Raw genomic sequence first — 19,119 nt, 5'->3', positions numbered from 1 at the left:
AGGGAAAGAGCACTACTCAAACAGACACATCTATATTTCAAATAGTTCGGACATTGCCGACACCAGCATCCTTTCTTTCTTCTTCAGCGATACATGGTGTACGGGATAGTTGCTCTTCCTGATCAGTTCTGCCGGGTCATAACTGTTAGGTGATGCCTTGCGGAAATTGAATTCAGCAGGACATACAATCGCATCAATATTGTGGTACAACAAAAAGTTGCGAAACACACCATTGCTGCGGCCCATCAGGAACTCGGTTTTCATCGACCGAATGGCTGAGCCATATTTATTCTTTAATATTTCACTGGCTTCCTTATAATCATCGGTAATCAGATCATAGTGTGATGATCTCCTTGACAACATCATCAATTCCATGATAGAACCCGGCATGTGCATCGCATGCATCATCACAATATTCAAGGGTTCTCCAGCTCCAAAGCGCTCTACAACATGATGAACTACACGAAGAGACCTGATGGAAAAATCTGTAGGAATCAAAATATGTTTCATATGCTTCGATTTATAACACAAAGCTATTCCCACGAGATTAGGAACCCGTAAGCAGGAGATAAAAGGAGATTAAAAATGTGGTAAGAATCCGGTAAAACGGGGTAAGAAACCGGTAAGAATCAGGCTACCGGCAGGGTGATCCGTATCTCTGTACCCTTTCCCTGCTGGCTGTTTACAACGATATTGCCCCCATGCAGGCGGATAATATTACGGGACAATGGCAGTCCTATTCCATATCCTTTATATCCACTCGTATTAGAAGCGCGGAAGAAAGGATCATATATAAATGGTAACTCAGATTCCGGGATACCAATACCCTGGTCCTGAATCAGTAGGATAATATTTGAATCTGTAGCAGCCAGTGCTACACTCACCGGGCGGTTATCAGAATACTTGCAGGCATTCTGTACAATATTGCTGAATGCCAGGTGCAGCAACTGCGCATCGCCCAGAATAAAAAGCTTCGCCTCATCTTCCGGCAGCATGGAATAATCTATCTCTACCTTATTGTTAGGATTGATCTGGTCGATGGTATCTTTTACTGAGAAAATCAGCTCATCCATACGGATGCGTTCACGCTGCTGTCCCTTACCACCAAACCCTGTCTGGGCAAGGCGTAACAAGCTCTTAGTGATGTGCTCCAGGCGTTCGGCTTCGCCTAGGATTACCTGAATTGACTGGCGGTATTCGGCATCTGTACGTTGTTTATTCAGTGCCAGTTCTGCCTCACCAATGATAGCTGTAAGTGGTGTTCCCAACTCATGAGAGGCATTACTTACAAAGTTGTTCTGGGTCTCGAAAGCGGTCTCCAGCCTGTCCAGCATGTTATTGAAGGTCTGGGCCAGCTCGAACATTTCATCGTTACTGTCTGGCGAATCCAGCCGCAGGTGCAGGTTGTGCGCCCTGATATTCTTTACCTGCGATGTCATGACCCTCACAGGTTGCAGTATGTATCTCGAGAAGAAGAAACCTGCTGCCAGTACCAGGATGCCCGCCGTAGCCAGACAAATCGTCAATACCCGCTTCAGGTCGGCCATGTAGCGGCTGCCAAAGTCGTTCCTGGCAGAAACGATTACGATGTAGCGGTCAGGATCAGTACCAAATAACACACCTGTAAAGAAGATGTCACCACTACGATGATTGGCCTTGCCCTGCAACTGCACCATTTCAAAGAAGGATGCCGGCAGCGAATTAAGTGCTTCGGGGCGTTTGAAATGCCCTTCCTTATCCAGTTTCAGGAAGTATTCCTTTTCATGAGGCATACGTTCTAGGTGCTCATTACGCAATTCCGTATAGGTAGCACTGTTATCCCTGTCTTTGATCAGCACAGCACGTGCAGCTACAATGGCACGTATTTCAATGCGTTTATAAAAATCGGTAAAGGAGTATTGATTGGTGAGAAAGTAAGCACACCCCGCCATCAGCAGGATGATAGAAACTGTCAGTGCAGTAAACAGGATCAATATTTTGACACGTATACTCATGCTTCTTCTTTCAGCATATATCCCATGCCAACCACAGTCTGGATAAGGGCTGGCAGGTCTTTTCGGTTTACTTTCTTACGGAGGTAATTCACATATACATCCACCACCTTGGTGTTCATATTAAAGTCGATGCCCCATACATTTTCCAGGATCTCCATTCTTGACAATACACGACGGGGATTGCGGAGAAAATATTCCAGCAGGCGGTATTCTGTAGCAGTAAGGGTGATGCTTTCTCCGCTACGGCTGGCACTCTTGGTGTCTGTATTTAGTTCCAGGTCGGCCAGTTTGAGCAGGTTCACAGCAGGGGGAGCTGTAACAGTATTATTACTATTATTGTCCGGCTGTCGTCTCAGCAGGGAGCGGATCCTGGCCAGCAGTTCCGCCTGTTTAAATGGCTTGATCAGGTAATCGTCTGCCCCGCTATCCAGGCCGGATACCACATTTTCTGTAGAACCCAGTGCTGTCAGCATCAGGATGGGGGTCTTATTCTGTTGGCTGCGCAGTTCCTTACACACGGCAATTCCACTCATACCGGGCAGCATCACATCGAGGATGATGAGCTGAAAGGAGTGTTCCATGGCCATTTGCAGACCCGTTGGCCCATCCATGGCTACAGTCACATCATATCCTGCTTCAGTAAGATATCGGTGAATGAAGGATACCACTGCCGGTTCGTCCTCTATTAACAATAATTTCATGCGCTATAAAAATAAGGCTGACTGAAAAGATACGAATCTTTTCAGTCAGCCTCAGGCTATTTTAAAGTCTTAATCTTTCACTACCAGGCGGAAACCGTTACCGTGAATGTTCACGATCTCGATATTCGGGTCTTCCTTCAGGTATTTGCGCAGCTTGGCGATATATACGTCCATACTACGACCATTGAAGTAAGTATCGCTACCCCAGATTTTCTTCAGTGCCAGTTCGCGCGGCAGCAGGTCATTCTTATGCTCGCACAGCATGCGTAACAGCTCGTTCTCCTTTGGAGAGAGGGTATGTGTTTCCCCATCGCGTGTCAGTGTACGCAGGCGGGCATTGAATTCGTAGCGGCCAATTTTAAACTCATGCTGCTCTTCCTCTTTGCTGTTCAGTTCCTGGTTTCTCTTCAGGATCGCTTTGATCTTCAACAGGAGCAATTCGCTGTCAAATGGCTTGGCAATATAGTCATCAGCACCCAGCTTATAACCCTGGATGATGTCTTCTTTCATTGTTTTGGCAGAGAGGAAGAATAAAGGAATATCCGGATCTACATCCCGGATTTCCTCGGCCAGTTTAAAACCATCCATATTAGGCATCATGATATCCAGGAGACAGATGTCAAATTTTTCCCTTCTGAAGGCAGCCAGTGCCAGAATACCATCGCGGCACAGCTCCACGTCATAGTCATTCAGTTCAAGATAATTTTTGAGCACCATACCCAGGTTGGTATCATCTTCTGCCAGTAATATCTTTGGTTTACGTTCTTCCATATATAATAAAGTATTAATGTACAAACAAATATAGTTAGTCAGATGTTCACATAAAGTTAAAATAAGCCTAAACGCTATTATTTTGAGATGAGGGAGGAAAAAGGATAGCGGATATTCTTGTACCCGACCATATCTACTTTAATACTGCCCACGGAAATAGGGCTATCAATACGGAGGGGTATTTTATTGCCGTCGTCACTCACCCATACACTCATTTTCTCACCGCCTTCGAACATGGAGCCTTGCAGCAGCAGGGGGGCGAACCGGATAGCGCGGAACTTTCCGAACTTGGTCTCTACAGTTTCCTTGCCGATGTAGCGTACGTAAATGTTGTAGACTTTATCGTCCAGGAACATATTGAAGGGGATCTTATCGCCTGGTTTATATTTATTGAAATCGATATTACGGGCATAATAGATGGCGCTGATCACGTCCTGCACGCAGCCGGGCACCTTAAAACTGCCCTTGGTGCTGACAGCGGTATGTTGTGCCTGATAGAAAGTGACATCATTGTGAAGGCGATACCCACCTTCCTCTACATCGCGGAGGAACTTCAGGGGCATCATATTGGCAGTATCTATAAAGCTCTGGTATTTGTCGCGCACCTTGAAGAACCAGTCGTAGGTGCGGAAGGTCTTGCCTTCGGCTACGATATGATATACATCTTTACCGTTATACTTTTCAAGGTTACAGTTGAAAGTGGCTTCACCCGCGCCAATGAATACTCTTCCAAGGGTATAGTAAACTTTGAATGTGATACTTTCGCCGGCTCTGAAACTGGTATTGGTGATACCGCAAAAATCATTTTGGGCATACAGGGGGCGGATAGTGGCCAGACTTAAAACAACTATGAGTAGAATCAACCTCATTGATGAAGCTATTTTTCCTTAAAAATCTTAATTCCCAGCAAAAGCACACTACCCAGTACGGCCGGCAGCACGAGGTTTACCAGCCAGATAATGACCGTTGCCGCTATGATAGCAGGACTGTTCATACTGAGGAATCCCATGAAATACAGGCTTACTTTCCCTCTCAGGCCCAGTTCTGCGATGGCGATGGTAGGCACCATAGCCATTACGAGATAAATGACAGCGTTCATCAAAAATCCTTGCCACCACAGCATTTCAACGCCCAACGTGTCTAGCAAAATCAAATACTGTGCCGAGAAGACCACATAGCGTAAGGCCGAAAGGAGCAATAAGTGTTCGAGGTCTGTGTTGGAGTAACGAACAATAATTTGCACAAAGATCCGGGCCTTCCTCAACAATGGTACCCTTTCAAAGATGGATAGAATGATCTGCAGCCGAAAATATAACAATATGATCAAGCCACAAATTATCAGGAGGACTCCAAACGATATTTTTTCCCATACGGCGTAGCCTGTACCCTGTTCAGGCCTTACTGGCGTGAAGTTCGCCACAAAGTAGATAAAGCCGGTTAACCCAAAGATAATAGTGACTATGAGCTGGCTGAAGCTGCCCACCATCGTAGCAGCAATTGCTTTTAATTTGCTTCTGTTATTGCTCACATAGAGTACCCGACCCCCATATTCACCGATCCTGTTAGGTGTATTGATAGAAAACGAGACCCCGGAAAGTATGGCTCTAAACGCACGGAAGAAGGACATGGGTTGGAGGGGTTTGATCAGCATCTGCCACTTGCGGGCCTCCAGGCCCCAGTTCATCAGCATACCTATCAATACCAACAGCATGGCCACAACGCCTTTATGCTCAAGGGTATCTATCATTTGCTGAAGAGAACTCTTTAAATTGGGTTGGTGGCGCAGTTGGCTATAAATGGACCAGGCTAACCAGGTAAAAAGGACTGCCCCCAGCAGGTAATTGAGAATTATTTTGGTATTTTTGTTCAGACATCAAGATTTTGGCAAAAATAAACTGTGGTTGGCAAACAAGTCAAAAATAATTCTCGGCATCGACCCGGGTACGCTGGTGATGGGCTACGGGCTCATACTGGTGGAAGGAACGAAGGCCAGCCTGCTGGAAATGGATGTGTTAAAACTGTCCCGTCACAAAGATCACTACGAGAGGTTGCAATTGATACACGCCCGTGTAAATGAACTGATACGCTTGCATAAACCGGTTTCCTGCGCAATCGAGGCCCCTTTCTTTGGTAAGAACGTACAGAGTATGCTCAAGCTGGGTAGAGCACAGGGTGTAGCCATCGCTACAGCCATGCAGGCTGGAGTACCGGTGACAGAGTACTCCCCCAAAAAGATAAAACAATCCATCACCGGTAATGGTAATGCGGACAAAGAACAAATCTGGCAAATGCTCCAAAGGATCCTGAAATTCTCAGAACGCCCTGATTATCTTGATGCTACAGATGCCCTTGCAGTGGCAGTCTGTCATTTTTTTCAAGAATCCAGCGTGCTGCCGGATACCAGTAAGGCAAAGGGTTGGGACGCATTTTTGCAGAAAAATCCAGGACGGATCATCGGTTAAATATAGGGGATTAGCGCAGAGGTTTTTCCAGAAGTTAATAAATTGTATTTACTTTGAATTAAATTCTTCATAACTCGCTCCCCCTGATGATACATGGAGCTATACGCCATAAACTATGGTATTTTATATAATCAGCATCAAGCTATGAAAGCAAGAATCCTATTGGTGGAAGATGATCAAAATGTTGGTGCGGTAACAAAGAAGCGATTAGAAGAAGCAGGCTACGATGTGGTACATAGCACAGACGGACAAATGGCCTGGGAGCAGTTCCAGTTACGAACCTTTGACATATGTTTACTGGATGTGGTAATGCCCAAAAAAGACGGCTTCACGCTGGCAGAACAAATCCGGAGAAAAAACGACTTCATTCCTATCCTCTTTCTGACCTCGAAAGCAATGGATGAAGATAAAATTAAAGGATTCAAAACAGGCGCTGACGACTATATTACCAAACCATTCAGCATGCAGGAACTCTTGCTGCGCATTGAAGTATTCCTGAAAAGAACAAAAAGTGCCGTAAACAATACGACAGAGAAACGTACGCAGTATAACATCGGCAACCTCACCTTCGACTATAATGACCTCATTCTTCGCGAAAAGAACGGAGAGGTTTCCAGCACGCTTACCCAAAAAGAAGCTGACCTGCTCAAGTACCTTTGCGATAATGCGAACAAAACACTGAAACGGGAAGAAATCCTTTTCCACGTCTGGGGCAAAGATGACTACTTCCTGGGCCGTAGTATGGACGTGTTCATTACCAAGCTGAGGAAACATTTCAGAACAGATCCTACTGTGAAACTGGAAACCCTCCATGGTGTCGGCTTCCGTTTTAACGTGCCAGGACAGCTGTAATCTGCTCCTGCACTGCCTTGAACTCAGCTTCTGACAGCTTGAGCTTAGGTCGCTGGAAGTTCATGTCGTCTACTGAATTAATAGGTATCAGATGCATGTGTGCATGCGGTACTTCTAAACCAACCACGCTTACACCTACACGATTGCATGGAAAAGCATGCTCTATCGCCTGCGCAATGGGCTTAGCAAACAACAACCACTCGCCCAGCAGATCATCTGTCACATCAAAGAATTTGTCTATCTCCACCTTTGGAACAATCAATACATGCCCTTTCACTAATGGAAAAATATCCAGAAATGCATAGAAACTTTCATTCTCAGCTATCTTATAACTGGGAATCTCACCGTTGATGATTTTCGTAAAAACAGATGCCATAATGCGGGTTTTTTAAGAACCCTAAAGGTAAAAAAAAAGCCTTCCGCATGATACGGAAGGCCCTGATATCTTCAAAGGGATAATTATATTGTAATATTATCAACCCTAAGTTTTGTTATACCATTAGGAGTAGTGATTTCGGCAACCTCACCAACTACTTTGCCCAGCAATCCCTTCCCAATGGGAGAAGTCACTGAGATCTTGTTCGCTTTCAGGTCAGCCTCTTTCTCCGACACCAATTGATAGGTGACAGTCTTCTTCAGGCCTATGTTTGTAATAGTCACCTTACATAAAATAGATACTTTGGAGGTATCAATGGAATCTGCTTCCACTACTCTGGCAGTAGCAATAGCATTTTCAAGCGTAGCCAGTTTGGCTTCATGCAAACCCTGCGCCTCCTTTGCTGCGTCATACTCAGCATTTTCCTTCAAGTCACCTTTTTCCCGTGCTTCCGCAATCGCCCTGGCAATCTCCGCCCGGCCCTTTGTCTTGAGGAAGTTGAGCTCTTCACGCATCTGGTCCAGGGTCTCTTTGGTAACGTAGTTAATACCAGACATAACGTTATTTAGTTTAAGAATAAAGAAAAAAAATCAACGCCCCCGTTTGCACAGAAGCGTTGTAAATTTGTATTAAAGCAAATATAACGAAAAAATGCTTAATCCCCTAAAGAATGTCACATATACAGTATTCCTAATGCATGAATCTGCCCCTCAAATATTGTAAGCATTCCTAATGATAATTTCTCCCTGCGAACCTATATCACATGCAATTTCTCTAACACAATCCTGGCCATATTAATGCTTGCCTCATGCGTATATCCCGCGATATGCGGTGTCATCACCACATTCGGAAACCCCAACAGCTTTTGCAACTGCTCTTTCTCCTCCTCACTATAAGTCGCCAGCTTTTCATTCTCCTGTACATCCAGCGCCGCACCCCTCAGTAAGCCCTCTTCCAATGCCTGGATCAGATCAGGTGTGTTCACAATCTTTCCCCTTGCCGCATTCAGGAACCACACCGGTTTATGGAAGGAACGGAAGAACGCCAGGTTCGCCAGGTGCTTCGTCTCCGCCGTCAGCGGCAAATGCACACTCACAATCTCCGCCTCTGCAAACAGTTGCTCCATGGTCGCCTCCTGCACATGATCATTGCTGAAACCTGTTTTATATTTATCATAAGCCAGGATCCTGGGCTCAAAGCCCCGCAGCTTGCGTGCATAAGCACTGCCTGTATTACCATATCCAATTATACCTACGGTCCGGCCACCTATTTCATATCCCCTGTTGGCATCCCGCTCATAGATGCCTTCACGCAACTCCAGGTTACTCTTCAGCACATTGTTCATCATACACAGCAACATGCCTACCATCTGCTCTCCTACCGCTTCCCTGTTGCCTTCCGGACTGCTGGCACAATGAATACCCTTACTCTCCGCATAAGCTACATCTATCAGTTCCATCCCGCTACCCAGTCGCCCTATCCATTGCAATTGCCTTGCACGGTCTATTACAGGCTGGTCTATCTTCATTCGGGTGGTTACTATCAATCCTACGTATTCCTGAATGGATCCCAGCAGCTCTTCGTATGTAATGGCTGGCTGGTAGCTGACTTCAAATCCCTTTTCCTCCAACCTGTCTATTAAGTAATTGTGCGCTTTGGCTGTAATCAGTACTTTACTTCTCATATCATCTTGTGGGATAATGCTACAAAATCGGCTACGGTCAGTTCCTCTGCCCGTTTGGTAAAGAAACTGTCCTGTAGTACTTCCTTATCAAATAATGGTTTTAACGGATTTCTCAGTTGCTTACGACGCTGGCCAAAAGCAGTTTTAACCAGGTTGAAAAACTTTCGCTCATTCGGAATGTCATAAGCCTCCTCCAGCCTGTGCAGGCGAATCACAGCTGATTTCACCTTAGGCGGCGGATTGAAACATGTCTCACTCACTTCAAACAGATACTCCACCTTATAATAAGCCTGAATGAGCACACTTAAAATGCCATAGTCCTTATTGCCATGCTTCGCTGCTATACGCTGCGCTACCTCTTTCTGGAACATCCCTACCACACAGGGAACCTGGTCCTTCCATTCCAGCACACGAAACATAATCTGGGTGGAAATATTGTAGGGGAAATTGCCAATGACATTAAATTTCCCTTCAAATGGCGGTTTTACATCCAGAAAACTTTCATTTATGAGCTTTCCCTGAATAGCCGGATAAGTCTTCTGAAGGTATTCTACCTTCTCCGTATCCAGCTCCACAGCCTTGAATGAAGTATCTGGCAGCTCCAGGAGGTATTTGGTAATGGCACCCGCACCAGGCCCCACTTCCAGCACTTGCTGATTCGGAATTACAGGTAGTGAATCAACTATCTTTCTGCAGATATTCTCGTCCTTGAGGAAGTGCTGCCCAAGCGATTTTTTAAGTGTATACATGATCAGGTGTCAAAATTACGGAAATCAGTTTGAATAAGTTTCTCCCTTAATTCTTGTTATATTTGCCCATTATTCTCAAAAACGCATGAGTAGCAACGCCCATACAAACAAGCCGGTAATTGGTATCACCGTTGGTGATATTAACAGCATTGGCGCCGAATTGATCATCAAGACCTTTGCAGATAACAGAATGCTGGAGTTTTGTACCCCGGTGATATTTGCTAGCAATAAAACCATCAACTTCTACCGGAAGCTGATGAATGAGAACAACTTCAACTACCAGAGCCTGAAAGAATTCTCCAGGCTGAACCACAAGCAGGTGAACGTGTTCAACTGCTGGGAAGAAGAAGTGCAGATCACCCCGGGTATCCTGAACGAAACCGGCGGTAAATACGCTGCCCGTAGCCTGGCAGTAGCCATCGAATGCCTGAAAAACGGTGAAATCGATGGTCTGGTTACCGCGCCGATCCACAAAAAGAACATTCAAAGCGAGCAGTTCAATTACACCGGCCATACACCTTACCTCAGGGATGCCTTCGAAGCAAAGGATGTGCTCATGTTCATGACTGCCGATAATATGCGCGTAGGTTTGCTCACTGAGCACGTACCCATCAAAGACGTAGCGAAATATGTGACCCGCGAAAACATCATGGCTAAACTGGCCATGATGAGAGATAGCCTGATCCAGGACTTTGGTATTGACCAGCCCCGCATTGCCGTTCTGGGACTGAACCCACACGCCGGCGATGATGGCCTGATCGGTGAAGAAGAACTGAAAGAGATCATTCCTGCTATCAACCAGGCAAAGAACAATGGGATCCTCTGCTTTGGTCCTTATAGCGCAGATGCATTCTTTGCCAGGAACATGCACAGCACCTTCGATGGTGTACTTGCCATGTACCACGACCAGGGCCTGATTCCATTCAAGTCACTGGCTACCGGCGAAGGAATCAACTTCACAGCCGGCCTGCCTGTAGTACGCACTTCTCCTGACCATGGTACCGCATTCGATATTGCTGGTAAAAACCTGGCAGATCATTTCTCTTTCCGCCAGGCAATCTTCACCTGCCTGGATATCATAGAGAAGAGAGAAATATATGCGGAGAACACACAGAACCCACTTAAGAAAATAGAATTAGCTTCTGAATAGTATTATAAAAAAAGCCTTCCGCTATCGCAGAAGGCTTTTTTTATATTCGGAAAGCCGCCATCTCAAGCAAGCCCTCTCCCCTGCCCCTGAACCATTTGTTATAGCCATGCAGTACATATTCGGCAGCCTGCATGTCATACACTCCTGTAATCTCCGCCTCCAGGAGAGAAAGCAGGTTCAACACCTTCTTTCTGGTATAAGTCATATTGATTTCCATAATTTCTGATAAGGCCCTGGCCAGGGAAATATAGGATGATGACATCTCCTCTTCAGGGATAGTATAATCCATAATCACCGCATTGTTCCGTACCCTGGAACAAAAACAACGCATCACTCTCAGGAAATGCTCCTCAGGCATGTAATGCATGATGCCTTCAAATACAATAATGGTGGGCTCATGTGGCCTGTAGCCCGCAGCTATCAGCATCTCCATCATTTGCTGTGTATGAGTGATGTCCGCATGAAGGGTATGCAGACGGCCGTCATTGTAAGACACAGCTGCATAAAGCGCCTGTTTTTCCTGCATATGGCAGGTATCTATCTCGTAAATACTGGTGAGTTGCTCCGGGAAGTATTCTGCAATCTGCAGGCCCAGGGGGTCTAATCCCGCTGCTAATATGCATACCTGCTGATGAGGATGATCAACCAGGAGCTGCCTGATCAGGTAGCGCACCATCTGCTTGCGGAGCAGGAGAATTTCGCTGAATAAAGGGGTGATCCCTGAGAGCTCCTGTGCGGGTTTTTCTACGGCACTGAAATCGATGTGCGACAGGTATTCATGTCCCCAGCCATCAGTATAGAGGCTTTTCACTACCGAGAGTAATAACGCTGCGGACGAAGCCACGGGGAGTTTATTTTCCACGGTTTTCATGGGGCTCAGTTTTTAGGTTAACGTGTGCTTTTAAAGTTAACGGTAAAGACTGAAATGGGATAACAGGGGTGAACCGGCGTAACGCCGGTTCACCAATAACTACTTTATTTATTTTGCTAACAACTGCCTGGTATACTCCTCTCCCCAATGCGGCGCAATCTCACTAGCCGGCTTAAATGCCGCAAACTTCTTCAACGCTATCTCAAACTTCTCTTTCGCCTTTTCTTTACTGCCTCCAAACTGCTCAGGTGTGTAATACAATGACTGCCCCTGCAACAAATCTACACGGGGATTGTCTTTGTTGATCTGTGCCGCCTGTGCCAGCCAGGTGGCAGCTTCAGAGCCAAACTGCATCCCTCTCGTCTGCGGATCCACCCCAATACGCGCCGTAGCAATCAGTGACCTGATACAATAGATCTCATCATTCTTAGGACTCAGCCCGTCCGCCTGCAAAATCGCATTCTGCGCCTTATCATCGATCGCATCTACCTTGCTCTTGTCTTTCTCCATCAGTGCATTCATCACATAGCAATAAGCAGCATAGTAATAAGGCAACCATTGCGTTTTTTCAGCAGCAGCAATACGCTCGAATGTATTGGCTATTTCCTGCATCTTTTCAGGCCCATGGTTTGCCGGATCATCCAGCAGTGCAATCTGTTTAGCCATTGCACCCTGGTACTGCGCACTTTGCGCAAAAGTCATCGAAAATGTAGTTACTAAAAGGCAGAAGGAGAGAACAAAAGTTTTCATCATATTCAAGTTTAAATTTTATAAATTATCAATGGTTTCCTGGCGTCTGTCTATACCAAAACTCATAAACATACCCAGGTATATAAAGCGGGGGATATTCGGTGTAATCGCTTCCCGGCGCAAGGCATCTGTTGAATAATGATAGCCATACACCTGCTTGAAATTACCTACGTTATTCACCGATAATATGAAGATGGTAAAGGCTTTGCGAATTGCAGTCAGGTAACTGACACTCAACCCGACTGAATTATAATCGATGGTCTTTTGCGACATAAACTCACTGACAGGCAGGTTAGGATTGTAATAAGGCCGGCCTGTTGCAAAACTGTATGTCAAACCGATATTAGTAGTAATAGAAGAAATGTAATACTTGGTCACTACGCTAAAAGTATGCTTTGCCGCGAAGTCGGGCTGTACCTCATATGGATACGTCAGGTAATTACGCTTTGTATCCAGGTATGAATAAGATACCCAATAGTCCAGGTTCTTCACACTCTTGCGATCCCGCCAGAAGAGCTCAATACCTTTAGCATAACCGGTACCGTTAGTCGCCGTATCCGGACTTGTCTTCACCAGGTTGTGATACTTCTTATAGAATGCTTCCACGCGCAGCGTATAGTTATTGGCTACCCGCTGAAAACTTGCAATGTAATGCGTTGCCTTCATGTAATCCAGGTCTGGCTTGAACCGCAGGTACTGCTGCTCCGGCTTCTGATAGTAATCACCATAGGCTAATGATACCTGGCTATTCTGATCTAACTTATATGCCAGTGATACACGCGGTGCAAGATTCATCTTACCAATCTTAGAAGAATATTCCATTCTGCCACCCACACGGCCTACGAACTGCGGGGTAATGTAAATATCACCTTCCGCAAATGCAGCAGAATAATTGTCTGTGTAGTTTGCCTTGTACCCATTGTATTCCGCATTTTCTACGGCATACTGGTACTCACCGCCAAAGCGCAGTGCGGAGAAATTACCAATGTTCTTCGTCAGCATTACTCTGCTTTGTGCCAGTTGGGAAAGGTTATGAATTTTCAAGGGATCAGGGTTTTTCGGCATTGTGTCTAAAGTGATCCTGTCTGTATTTGTACTAAACGAAACACCTGCATTGATCTTCCAGTCATTACCTAATAACTCTTTATAGCTAAGATTCGTATAAACATTCTGATTTTTCATCTCAAACAGCTCCTTTCCACCCTCATATTCAAAACTTGGACGAATGCTCCCCATGTGTGTCCAGTTACTATACCCATAGAATTTGAGCATACCGGTTTTAGAGGTCTTCCTCCTGAAGTTGGCAGAAGTACCAATGATCTCCGGATTCACACTGGGCTCAAACTTAGGCTTGATTACATTCAGGTAAGGCCCCAGGTTGGTGTAATCTGCTTCTATCCCAAATGAACCTTTCTTATCCTTTGACAGTTCATCCAGTCCGCCACTGAAACCGATCGGCGATACTCCCAGTGAATAGGAAGAACGATCCGGCAGGTCCTGCGATTCCAGGACCAGGGCTGAAGATAAACCCTGGCCGTACTGGGCAGAATATCCACCACTGCTAAAGGTCGTTCCTTTGAACAGGAAAGGTGAAAAGCGACCCCTTCCCGGCATATCAGGCAATCCTGAATAGAAAGGATTGCGCACCAGTAATCCGTCTATAAACGTCTGTGTTTCGTACCCGGTACCACCACGTACAAAGAGGCCTTCCCTGTCATTGGTCTGCTGGGTACCGGGCAGTGTTTTCAGTGCACTCACGATGTCCGCCATGGCGCCACCGGTAGTCACAATGTCCAGTGGTTTCAGTACGGTATTATTCTTCTCGCTGCTGGCTTCAATACTGCCTGCGGAGATGGTCACGATTTTCAGTTGACTGATATCGTTTCTCAGGATGATGTTTAACGTCAGGGGACCTGAGAGATTTACTTTTTGTTCCTGTGTCTGAAAGGCATTTAAGCTGAAAATAATGGATTGTTCCCCGGTCGCATCGGTAGTGAAAGAGAAGGTACCATCGGCGGCGCTGGTAGCACCGTCGTAAGAGTCTTTAATGGAGATGTTCACTCCCTGCAATGGATGGTTCTTCTTGTCGGTGACCTTCCCGCTCACCTTGGTTTGTGCCCGCAGAATGGTTGACGATAAGCCGGAAATAAACAGAATAAGGTAAAACTTATACATAGGGGGTGTTGAATTTTTAACAAAGCTACAGCGGGGCCGGGGGGCTATCAATCCATAAAAGGCAAATGTAGGGGGTATTGCCGGTAAAAGTGGGTGAAGAGTCGGTAAAAAAGAAAAGCCCCTCCAATAAGGAGAGGCTTCTCATAATATAATACTTACCTTGACAGGCTTATGCAAATCTTGGTTTCAGTTCGCTGGCGAGAGCAACCATTTTCTTCAGACCATCTTCAGGCAGGTTACCTTTCTTGAACTCACCCAGTACTTCTGGCAGGCGAACTTCCATTTCATGCAGGAAAGCTTCTTCGAAAGCCTTCACGTTTCTTACAGGAACTTCACGCAGCAGACCGTTGGTACCCAGGTAGATCATAGCTACCTGTTTTTCTACGGTGTACGGAGAGAACTGAGGTTGTTTCAGGATTTCCACGTTGCGGGCACCTTTATCAAGTACCTGCTTGGTAGCAGCATCCAGGTCACCACCGAATTTAGAGAACGCCTCCATTTCACGGTATTGCGCCTGGTCCAGTTTCAGGGTACCAGATACCTTTTTCATGGATTTGATCTGAGCGTTACCACCCACACGGCTTACGGAGATACCTACGTTGATAGCCGGACGGATACCAGCGTTGAACAGGTTGGATTCCAGGAAGATCTGACCGTCAGTGATGGAGATTACGTTGGTTGGGATGTATGCAGATACGTCACCAGCCTGAGTTTCGATGATTGGCAATGCTGTCAGGGAACCACCACCTTTTACCAGGTGTCTGATTGATTCTGGCAGATCGTTCATTTGCTGAGCGATTTCATCCTTGCTGATGATCTTCGCTGCACGTTCCAGGAGACGGCTATGCAGGTAGAATACGTCACCAGGATATGCTTCACGTCCTGGAGGACGACGGAGCAGCAGGGATACCTCACGGTAAGCAACCGCCTGTTTGGACAGATCATCGTATACGATCAGTGCAGGACGACCGCTGTCGCGGAAGAACTCACCGATAGCAGCACCAGCGAATGGAGCATAGAACTGAAGAGGAGCAGGATCAGCAGCAGAAGCAGCCACGATAGTGGTGTAAGCCATAGCACCTGCATCCTGCAGGGTTTTCATTACACCCGCGATTGTAGAGGCTTTCTGACCGATCGCTACATAAATACAATATACTGGCTTGCCAGCTTCGTAAAATTCTTTCTGGTTGATGATGGTATCGATACAGATGGCAGTTTTACCAGTCTGACGGTCACCGATTACCAGCTCACGCTGACCACGACCTACAGGGATCATCGCATCGATCGCTTTGATACCGGTCTGCAATGGTTCTTTTACAGGTTCACGGAACAATACGCCCGGAGCTTTACGTTCCAGTGGCATTTCATACAGTTCACCAGTGATTGGGCCTTTACCATCGATAGGGGTACCCAGGGTATTTACTACACGACCTACCATGCCTTCGCCTACTTTAATAGAGGCGATCTTACCGGTACGACGTACTTTATTACCTTCTTTGATTTCGCCCGATTCACCCATCAATACCACACCCACGTTATCTTCTTCCAGGTTCAGCGCGATCGCCTGAACACCATTTTCGAATTCTACCAGTTCACCGGAACGAACGTTGTTTAAACCATAAACACGAGCGATACCGTCTCCCACCTGCAATACAGTACCTACCTCTTCGAGGTCAGCAGCAGCATTGAAGTTGCTTAGTTGCTGGCGTAATATCGCCGAAATTTCATCTGGTTTTATCTCCACCATAGTGATATACTTTTAGAAAGAGTCGTTAATTAAGTTGATGTATAACGACAACAGCTTTGCGTGTACGCAGCGGCTGCTGTATCTTGATTATTTTAATTCCGGTACGTAGATGTTACCAGCGAATTGCTTTTTGATGTCGTTCAGGTCACGCAGCACTGATGCATCGAAAAGCTTATCTTCTGTTTCCAGTACAAAGCCACCGATCAGGTCAGCATTTACAGCTGTTTCCAGTTCGATTTTCTTGTCGGAACCTGCTTCTGCTTTCTGTTTGATCACATCCAGCACTTTTGCATCTACCGGTACTGCAGTGGTGATTTTCACCTTGCTGATACCTTTCAATACATTGTACTGACGCAGATATTCAACTGCGATCTCAGGCAGATTGCCTTCCCTGCCTTTGGCTACCAGCAACTTCACGAAAGCGGAAGTGAGGGCGCTCACACGGCTGTCCAGGATGGCAGCGAGGATCTGCTGTTTTTTCTCAGGCTTGATGATGGGGCTTTTCAGCACATTCACCACATCTGGATTAGTTTTAGAAAGCTGCTGCAGGAAGAGCATATCTGCCTGTACAGCCTCCAACTGTCCTTTTTCAGAGGACAGATCTATTAAAGATTTTGCATACCTGGATGCTAAACGGGGATTCCGCATATGTATAGCGATTAGCTCTTAGTTTAATTTAATTTCTCCTGCCAGTTGCTTGATGTAGCCTTCCTGTGCACTCTTGTCAGCCAGTTCCTTACGCAGCACTTTCTCAGCTACTTCAATTACCAGTTTACCAACCTGATTCTTAACGTCAGTCAGGGCAGCCATTTTCTGGTTGTCGATTGCAGTATAGGCTTCGCTGATGATCTTCTTCGCTTCAGCCTGAGCTTGTGTCTTAGCTTCTGCAATGATGTGATCCTTCGCGTCTTTAGCTTCTTTCAGGATTTTGCTCCTTTCAGCTTTAGCTTCAGCCAGTACATGCTCGTGTTCTGCTTTCATCTGAGCCATTTCCTCTTTCACTCTTTCAGCAGCTGCGATAGAGTCAGCGATAGAGGTTTCTCTTTCCTTCAGGGTAGAGAGGATTGGTTTCCATGCAAACTTTTTCAGGATAACGAAAAGAATGAGGAATATAATTAATGAGAAGGTAAACAAGCCTAACGCGGGCTGCAACAGATCCATGATTATTAGAATTTATTTGGTTCGCATTATTTTTTCTTTGCTGATGATGCCAGTGTACCAATGCAATACACAAACATTTTTACCGGTATACTGCCAGATCAGCGAACTTTCTTCCGTGGAGAAGAGATTACTGCATCCATTGCCCTGTGCGCCGGATGCAGTAATAAGTTTTGGCCTTACAGCACTACTGCCAGCAGACCTGCGATAACGCCGAACAGGGCAACACCCTCTACCAGCGCCGCAGCCAGGATCATGTTAGCACGGATGTCATTTGCAGCTTCAGGCTGACGAGCGATAGATTCCAGCGCGCTCTTACCGATGTTACCTACACCAATACCAGCTGCGATAGCAGCGATACCAGCACCAACAGCACCACCAGCTTTAGCCAGACCAGCAGCAGAAGCAGCTGCTTCAGCGCCAGCTTGCAATAAAACAGTTAAAATAGCCATGATAAATGTGTATTTATTGTTTAATACGAATTTTGAATCTTAGTGATGTTTTGCCTCATGGTGATGATCATCATGACCACCTTCCATCGCCTGACCAATGAATACTGCAGTCAGGTTAGCAAAGATGAACGCCTGGATAAAGGCTACCAGCAATTCCAGCATCATCATTACGATATTGAAAATGATCGTAATCGGCGCAAAACCAAAACCAGCAATTGGCTGCAGTGAACCGAAGATGAATACCAGAGAAATAATGCTGAGAATGATGATGTGACCCGCCAGGATGTTCGCAAAAAGACGAATCATCAGGGATACCGGCTTTGTGAAGATACCGATGATTTCCACAGGCACCAGGATCGGCTTTACCCAACCCGGAACTGGAGGATTCAGGGTGTGTGCCCAGAAATGCTTGTTAGAACTGAACATGGTAGCCAGGAAGCTAATCAATGCCAGCGCAGCTGTTACTGCCAGGTTACCGGTTACGTTCGCACCACCTGGTAACAGACCTAACAGGTTGTTGATCAAAATAAAGAAGAAGATAGTGAGAATGAAAGGAGTATATCTTTCATATGCACCAGGAATATTTGGCTTAGCTACTTCGTCACGCATGAAGATGATCACAGGCTCCAGCAGGCTTTGCATACCCTTTGGCGCTTGTTTGGAACCTCTTACCTGGTAAGCTTTCGCTACACTTGTCATAATCCAGATCAGCAGGATAGCACCAATCAGCATAGAAGTCAGGTTCTTGGTCACAGACCAGTCATAGATCTCTTCGTTTGTAGGATTGTCTGCTGCATCTACTGCAATGACCTTACCCGGTACGTACTTGTTAGCATCCAGACCCTTTTCTTCCAGGTAGTGCTCAGTCACCAGACGATAACCATCGTGCGAAGCATGACCATGGTGGAATTGCGAGCTCGAGAAAGTGGAGAGCCCTCTTTCCTTGCTATAAATGATAACAGGTAAAGGGATCGTTACAGGAGTGCCTGCAATATCCAACAGGTGCCAATCATGAGCATCCTTAACGTGGCCAAGGATCACCTCTTTGGCATTAAACCCTTTCTTTTCATGAGGTTCGCCCTCAGTCGGGTTTGCAAACGTACTATACCCACTCATGCAGAAAACTGCAATAAGTGCTACCAGCTTAAGTTTAAACAGTTTGGAGGAAATCACCGCTTTCTGAAATTTTGCGCAAAGATAGGCAGAAATATAATTAAACAAAGAGGA

At 45.9% G+C, this 19,119-nt stretch carries 21 protein-coding genes; 3 read left to right on the top strand and 18 right to left on the bottom strand.

Annotated elements, in window-relative coordinates; genetic code table 11:
• Positions 1-30: 30 nt before the first annotated feature.
• From DXN04_RS11760 to DXN04_RS11735, 6 genes are all read right to left on the bottom strand, one after another.
• The gene (locus tag DXN04_RS11760) at positions 31-510 is read right to left on the bottom strand and encodes a hypothetical protein (protein ID WP_116853553.1); all 480 of its coding nucleotides are present in this window, start codon (positions 508-510) and stop codon (positions 31-33) included.
• A gap of 119 nt (positions 511-629) precedes the next feature.
• Positions 630-1,994 carry a HAMP domain-containing sensor histidine kinase gene (locus DXN04_RS11755; protein WP_116853552.1) on the bottom strand — a complete coding sequence of 455 codons (1,365 nt, stop codon included), beginning with the start codon at positions 1,992-1,994 and terminating at the stop codon, positions 630-632.
• A complete protein-coding gene (locus tag DXN04_RS11750; protein ID WP_116853551.1) occupies positions 1,991-2,695 on the bottom strand; it encodes a response regulator transcription factor in 705 nt (234 codons plus the stop codon). Before DXN04_RS11750 ends, DXN04_RS11755 begins: the two co-directional genes overlap by 4 nt.
• Before the next feature lie 69 nt (positions 2,696-2,764).
• On the bottom strand, positions 2,765-3,466 hold the full coding sequence (locus DXN04_RS11745; RefSeq protein ID WP_072364009.1) for a response regulator transcription factor: 702 nt from the start codon (positions 3,464-3,466) through the stop codon (positions 2,765-2,767).
• 77 nt (positions 3,467-3,543) lie between these two features.
• Positions 3,544-4,335 carry a DUF3108 domain-containing protein gene (locus tag DXN04_RS11740; RefSeq protein ID WP_116853550.1) on the bottom strand — a complete coding sequence of 264 codons (792 nt, stop codon included), beginning with the start codon at positions 4,333-4,335 and terminating at the stop codon, positions 3,544-3,546.
• Between the two features lie 8 nt (positions 4,336-4,343).
• A complete protein-coding gene (locus tag DXN04_RS11735; protein WP_394337839.1) occupies positions 4,344-5,213 on the bottom strand; it encodes a hypothetical protein in 870 nt (289 codons plus the stop codon).
• A 154-nt stretch (positions 5,214-5,367) separates the two neighbouring features.
• On the opposite strand from DXN04_RS11735, the gene ruvC reads away from it, so the two are divergent.
• Both ruvC and DXN04_RS11725 read left to right on the top strand, forming a co-directional pair.
• On the top strand, positions 5,368-5,928 hold the full coding sequence (ruvC, locus tag DXN04_RS11730) for a crossover junction endodeoxyribonuclease RuvC (protein ID WP_233525571.1): 561 nt from the start codon (positions 5,368-5,370) through the stop codon (positions 5,926-5,928).
• Between the two features lie 144 nt (positions 5,929-6,072).
• Positions 6,073-6,780 carry a response regulator transcription factor gene (locus tag DXN04_RS11725; protein ID WP_116853547.1) on the top strand — a complete coding sequence of 236 codons (708 nt, stop codon included), beginning with the start codon at positions 6,073-6,075 and terminating at the stop codon, positions 6,778-6,780.
• Here the strand turns inward: DXN04_RS11725 and DXN04_RS11720 are convergent.
• The 4 genes from DXN04_RS11720 to rsmA all read right to left on the bottom strand — a co-directional run bounded on the left by DXN04_RS11720 (position 6,758) and on the right by rsmA (position 9,589).
• Complete coding sequence (locus DXN04_RS11720; RefSeq protein WP_116853546.1) at positions 6,758-7,156, bottom strand: HIT family protein; 399 nt, start codon at positions 7,154-7,156, stop codon at positions 6,758-6,760. The two genes, DXN04_RS11725 and DXN04_RS11720, sit on opposite strands and share 23 nt — an antisense overlap.
• 83 nt (positions 7,157-7,239) lie before the next feature.
• Entirely contained in the window at positions 7,240-7,713 is a 474-nt protein-coding gene (gene greA / locus DXN04_RS11715) for a transcription elongation factor GreA (protein ID WP_116853545.1), read from the bottom strand.
• A gap of 197 nt (positions 7,714-7,910) precedes the next feature.
• Complete coding sequence (locus DXN04_RS11710) at positions 7,911-8,840, bottom strand: NAD(P)-dependent oxidoreductase (RefSeq protein WP_116853544.1); 930 nt, start codon at positions 8,838-8,840, stop codon at positions 7,911-7,913.
• A complete protein-coding gene (rsmA, locus tag DXN04_RS11705) occupies positions 8,837-9,589 on the bottom strand; it encodes a 16S rRNA (adenine(1518)-N(6)/adenine(1519)-N(6))-dimethyltransferase RsmA (protein ID WP_116853543.1) in 753 nt (250 codons plus the stop codon). Before rsmA ends, DXN04_RS11710 begins: the two co-directional genes overlap by 4 nt.
• 85 nt (positions 9,590-9,674) lie before the next feature.
• Between rsmA and pdxA the strand changes: the two genes are divergently transcribed.
• Complete coding sequence (pdxA, locus tag DXN04_RS11700) at positions 9,675-10,739, top strand: 4-hydroxythreonine-4-phosphate dehydrogenase PdxA (RefSeq protein ID WP_116853542.1); 1,065 nt, start codon at positions 9,675-9,677, stop codon at positions 10,737-10,739.
• Between the two features lie 40 nt (positions 10,740-10,779).
• Here pdxA and DXN04_RS11695 read toward each other — a convergent pair whose 3' ends face one another.
• The 8 genes from DXN04_RS11695 to atpB form a co-directional block, all read right to left on the bottom strand.
• The gene (locus tag DXN04_RS11695; RefSeq protein ID WP_116853541.1) at positions 10,780-11,610 is read right to left on the bottom strand and encodes a class I SAM-dependent methyltransferase; all 831 of its coding nucleotides are present in this window, start codon (positions 11,608-11,610) and stop codon (positions 10,780-10,782) included.
• A gap of 108 nt (positions 11,611-11,718) precedes the next feature.
• Positions 11,719-12,363: a hypothetical protein gene (locus tag DXN04_RS11690; protein ID WP_147319903.1), complete on the bottom strand. Its 645-nt coding sequence runs from the start codon at positions 12,361-12,363 to the stop codon at positions 11,719-11,721.
• A 15-nt stretch (positions 12,364-12,378) separates the two neighbouring features.
• Positions 12,379-14,535, bottom strand: a complete 2,157-nt coding sequence (locus DXN04_RS11685) for a TonB-dependent receptor (protein WP_116853539.1) — start codon at positions 14,533-14,535, stop codon at positions 12,379-12,381.
• Positions 14,536-14,704: 169 nt separating this feature from the next.
• Complete coding sequence (gene atpA / locus DXN04_RS11680; RefSeq protein WP_116853538.1) at positions 14,705-16,282, bottom strand: F0F1 ATP synthase subunit alpha; 1,578 nt, start codon at positions 16,280-16,282, stop codon at positions 14,705-14,707.
• Between the two features lie 87 nt (positions 16,283-16,369).
• Positions 16,370-16,930 (bottom strand): ATP synthase F1 subunit delta, encoded by a 561-nt coding sequence (gene atpH / locus DXN04_RS11675; protein ID WP_116853537.1) that lies wholly within the window; start codon positions 16,928-16,930, stop codon positions 16,370-16,372.
• Positions 16,931-16,948: 18 nt separating this feature from the next.
• Positions 16,949-17,443 (bottom strand): F0F1 ATP synthase subunit B, encoded by a 495-nt coding sequence (gene atpF, locus DXN04_RS11670; RefSeq protein WP_116853536.1) that lies wholly within the window; start codon positions 17,441-17,443, stop codon positions 16,949-16,951.
• Between the two features lie 176 nt (positions 17,444-17,619).
• Positions 17,620-17,892, bottom strand: a complete 273-nt coding sequence (gene atpE, locus DXN04_RS11665; protein WP_072364032.1) for an ATP synthase F0 subunit C — start codon at positions 17,890-17,892, stop codon at positions 17,620-17,622.
• A 39-nt stretch (positions 17,893-17,931) separates the two neighbouring features.
• Positions 17,932-19,065, bottom strand: a complete 1,134-nt coding sequence (gene atpB / locus DXN04_RS11660) for a F0F1 ATP synthase subunit A (protein WP_116853608.1) — start codon at positions 19,063-19,065, stop codon at positions 17,932-17,934.
• Positions 19,066-19,119 lie beyond the last annotated feature (54 nt).

The organism is Chitinophaga silvisoli, from assembly GCF_003412465.1.
In the GTDB taxonomy this organism is placed as follows: domain Bacteria; phylum Bacteroidota; class Bacteroidia; order Chitinophagales; family Chitinophagaceae; genus Chitinophaga; species Chitinophaga silvisoli.
Note: the sequence above shows the minus strand (reverse complement) of the source record. Positions and strands in the feature narration are given on the sequence as shown.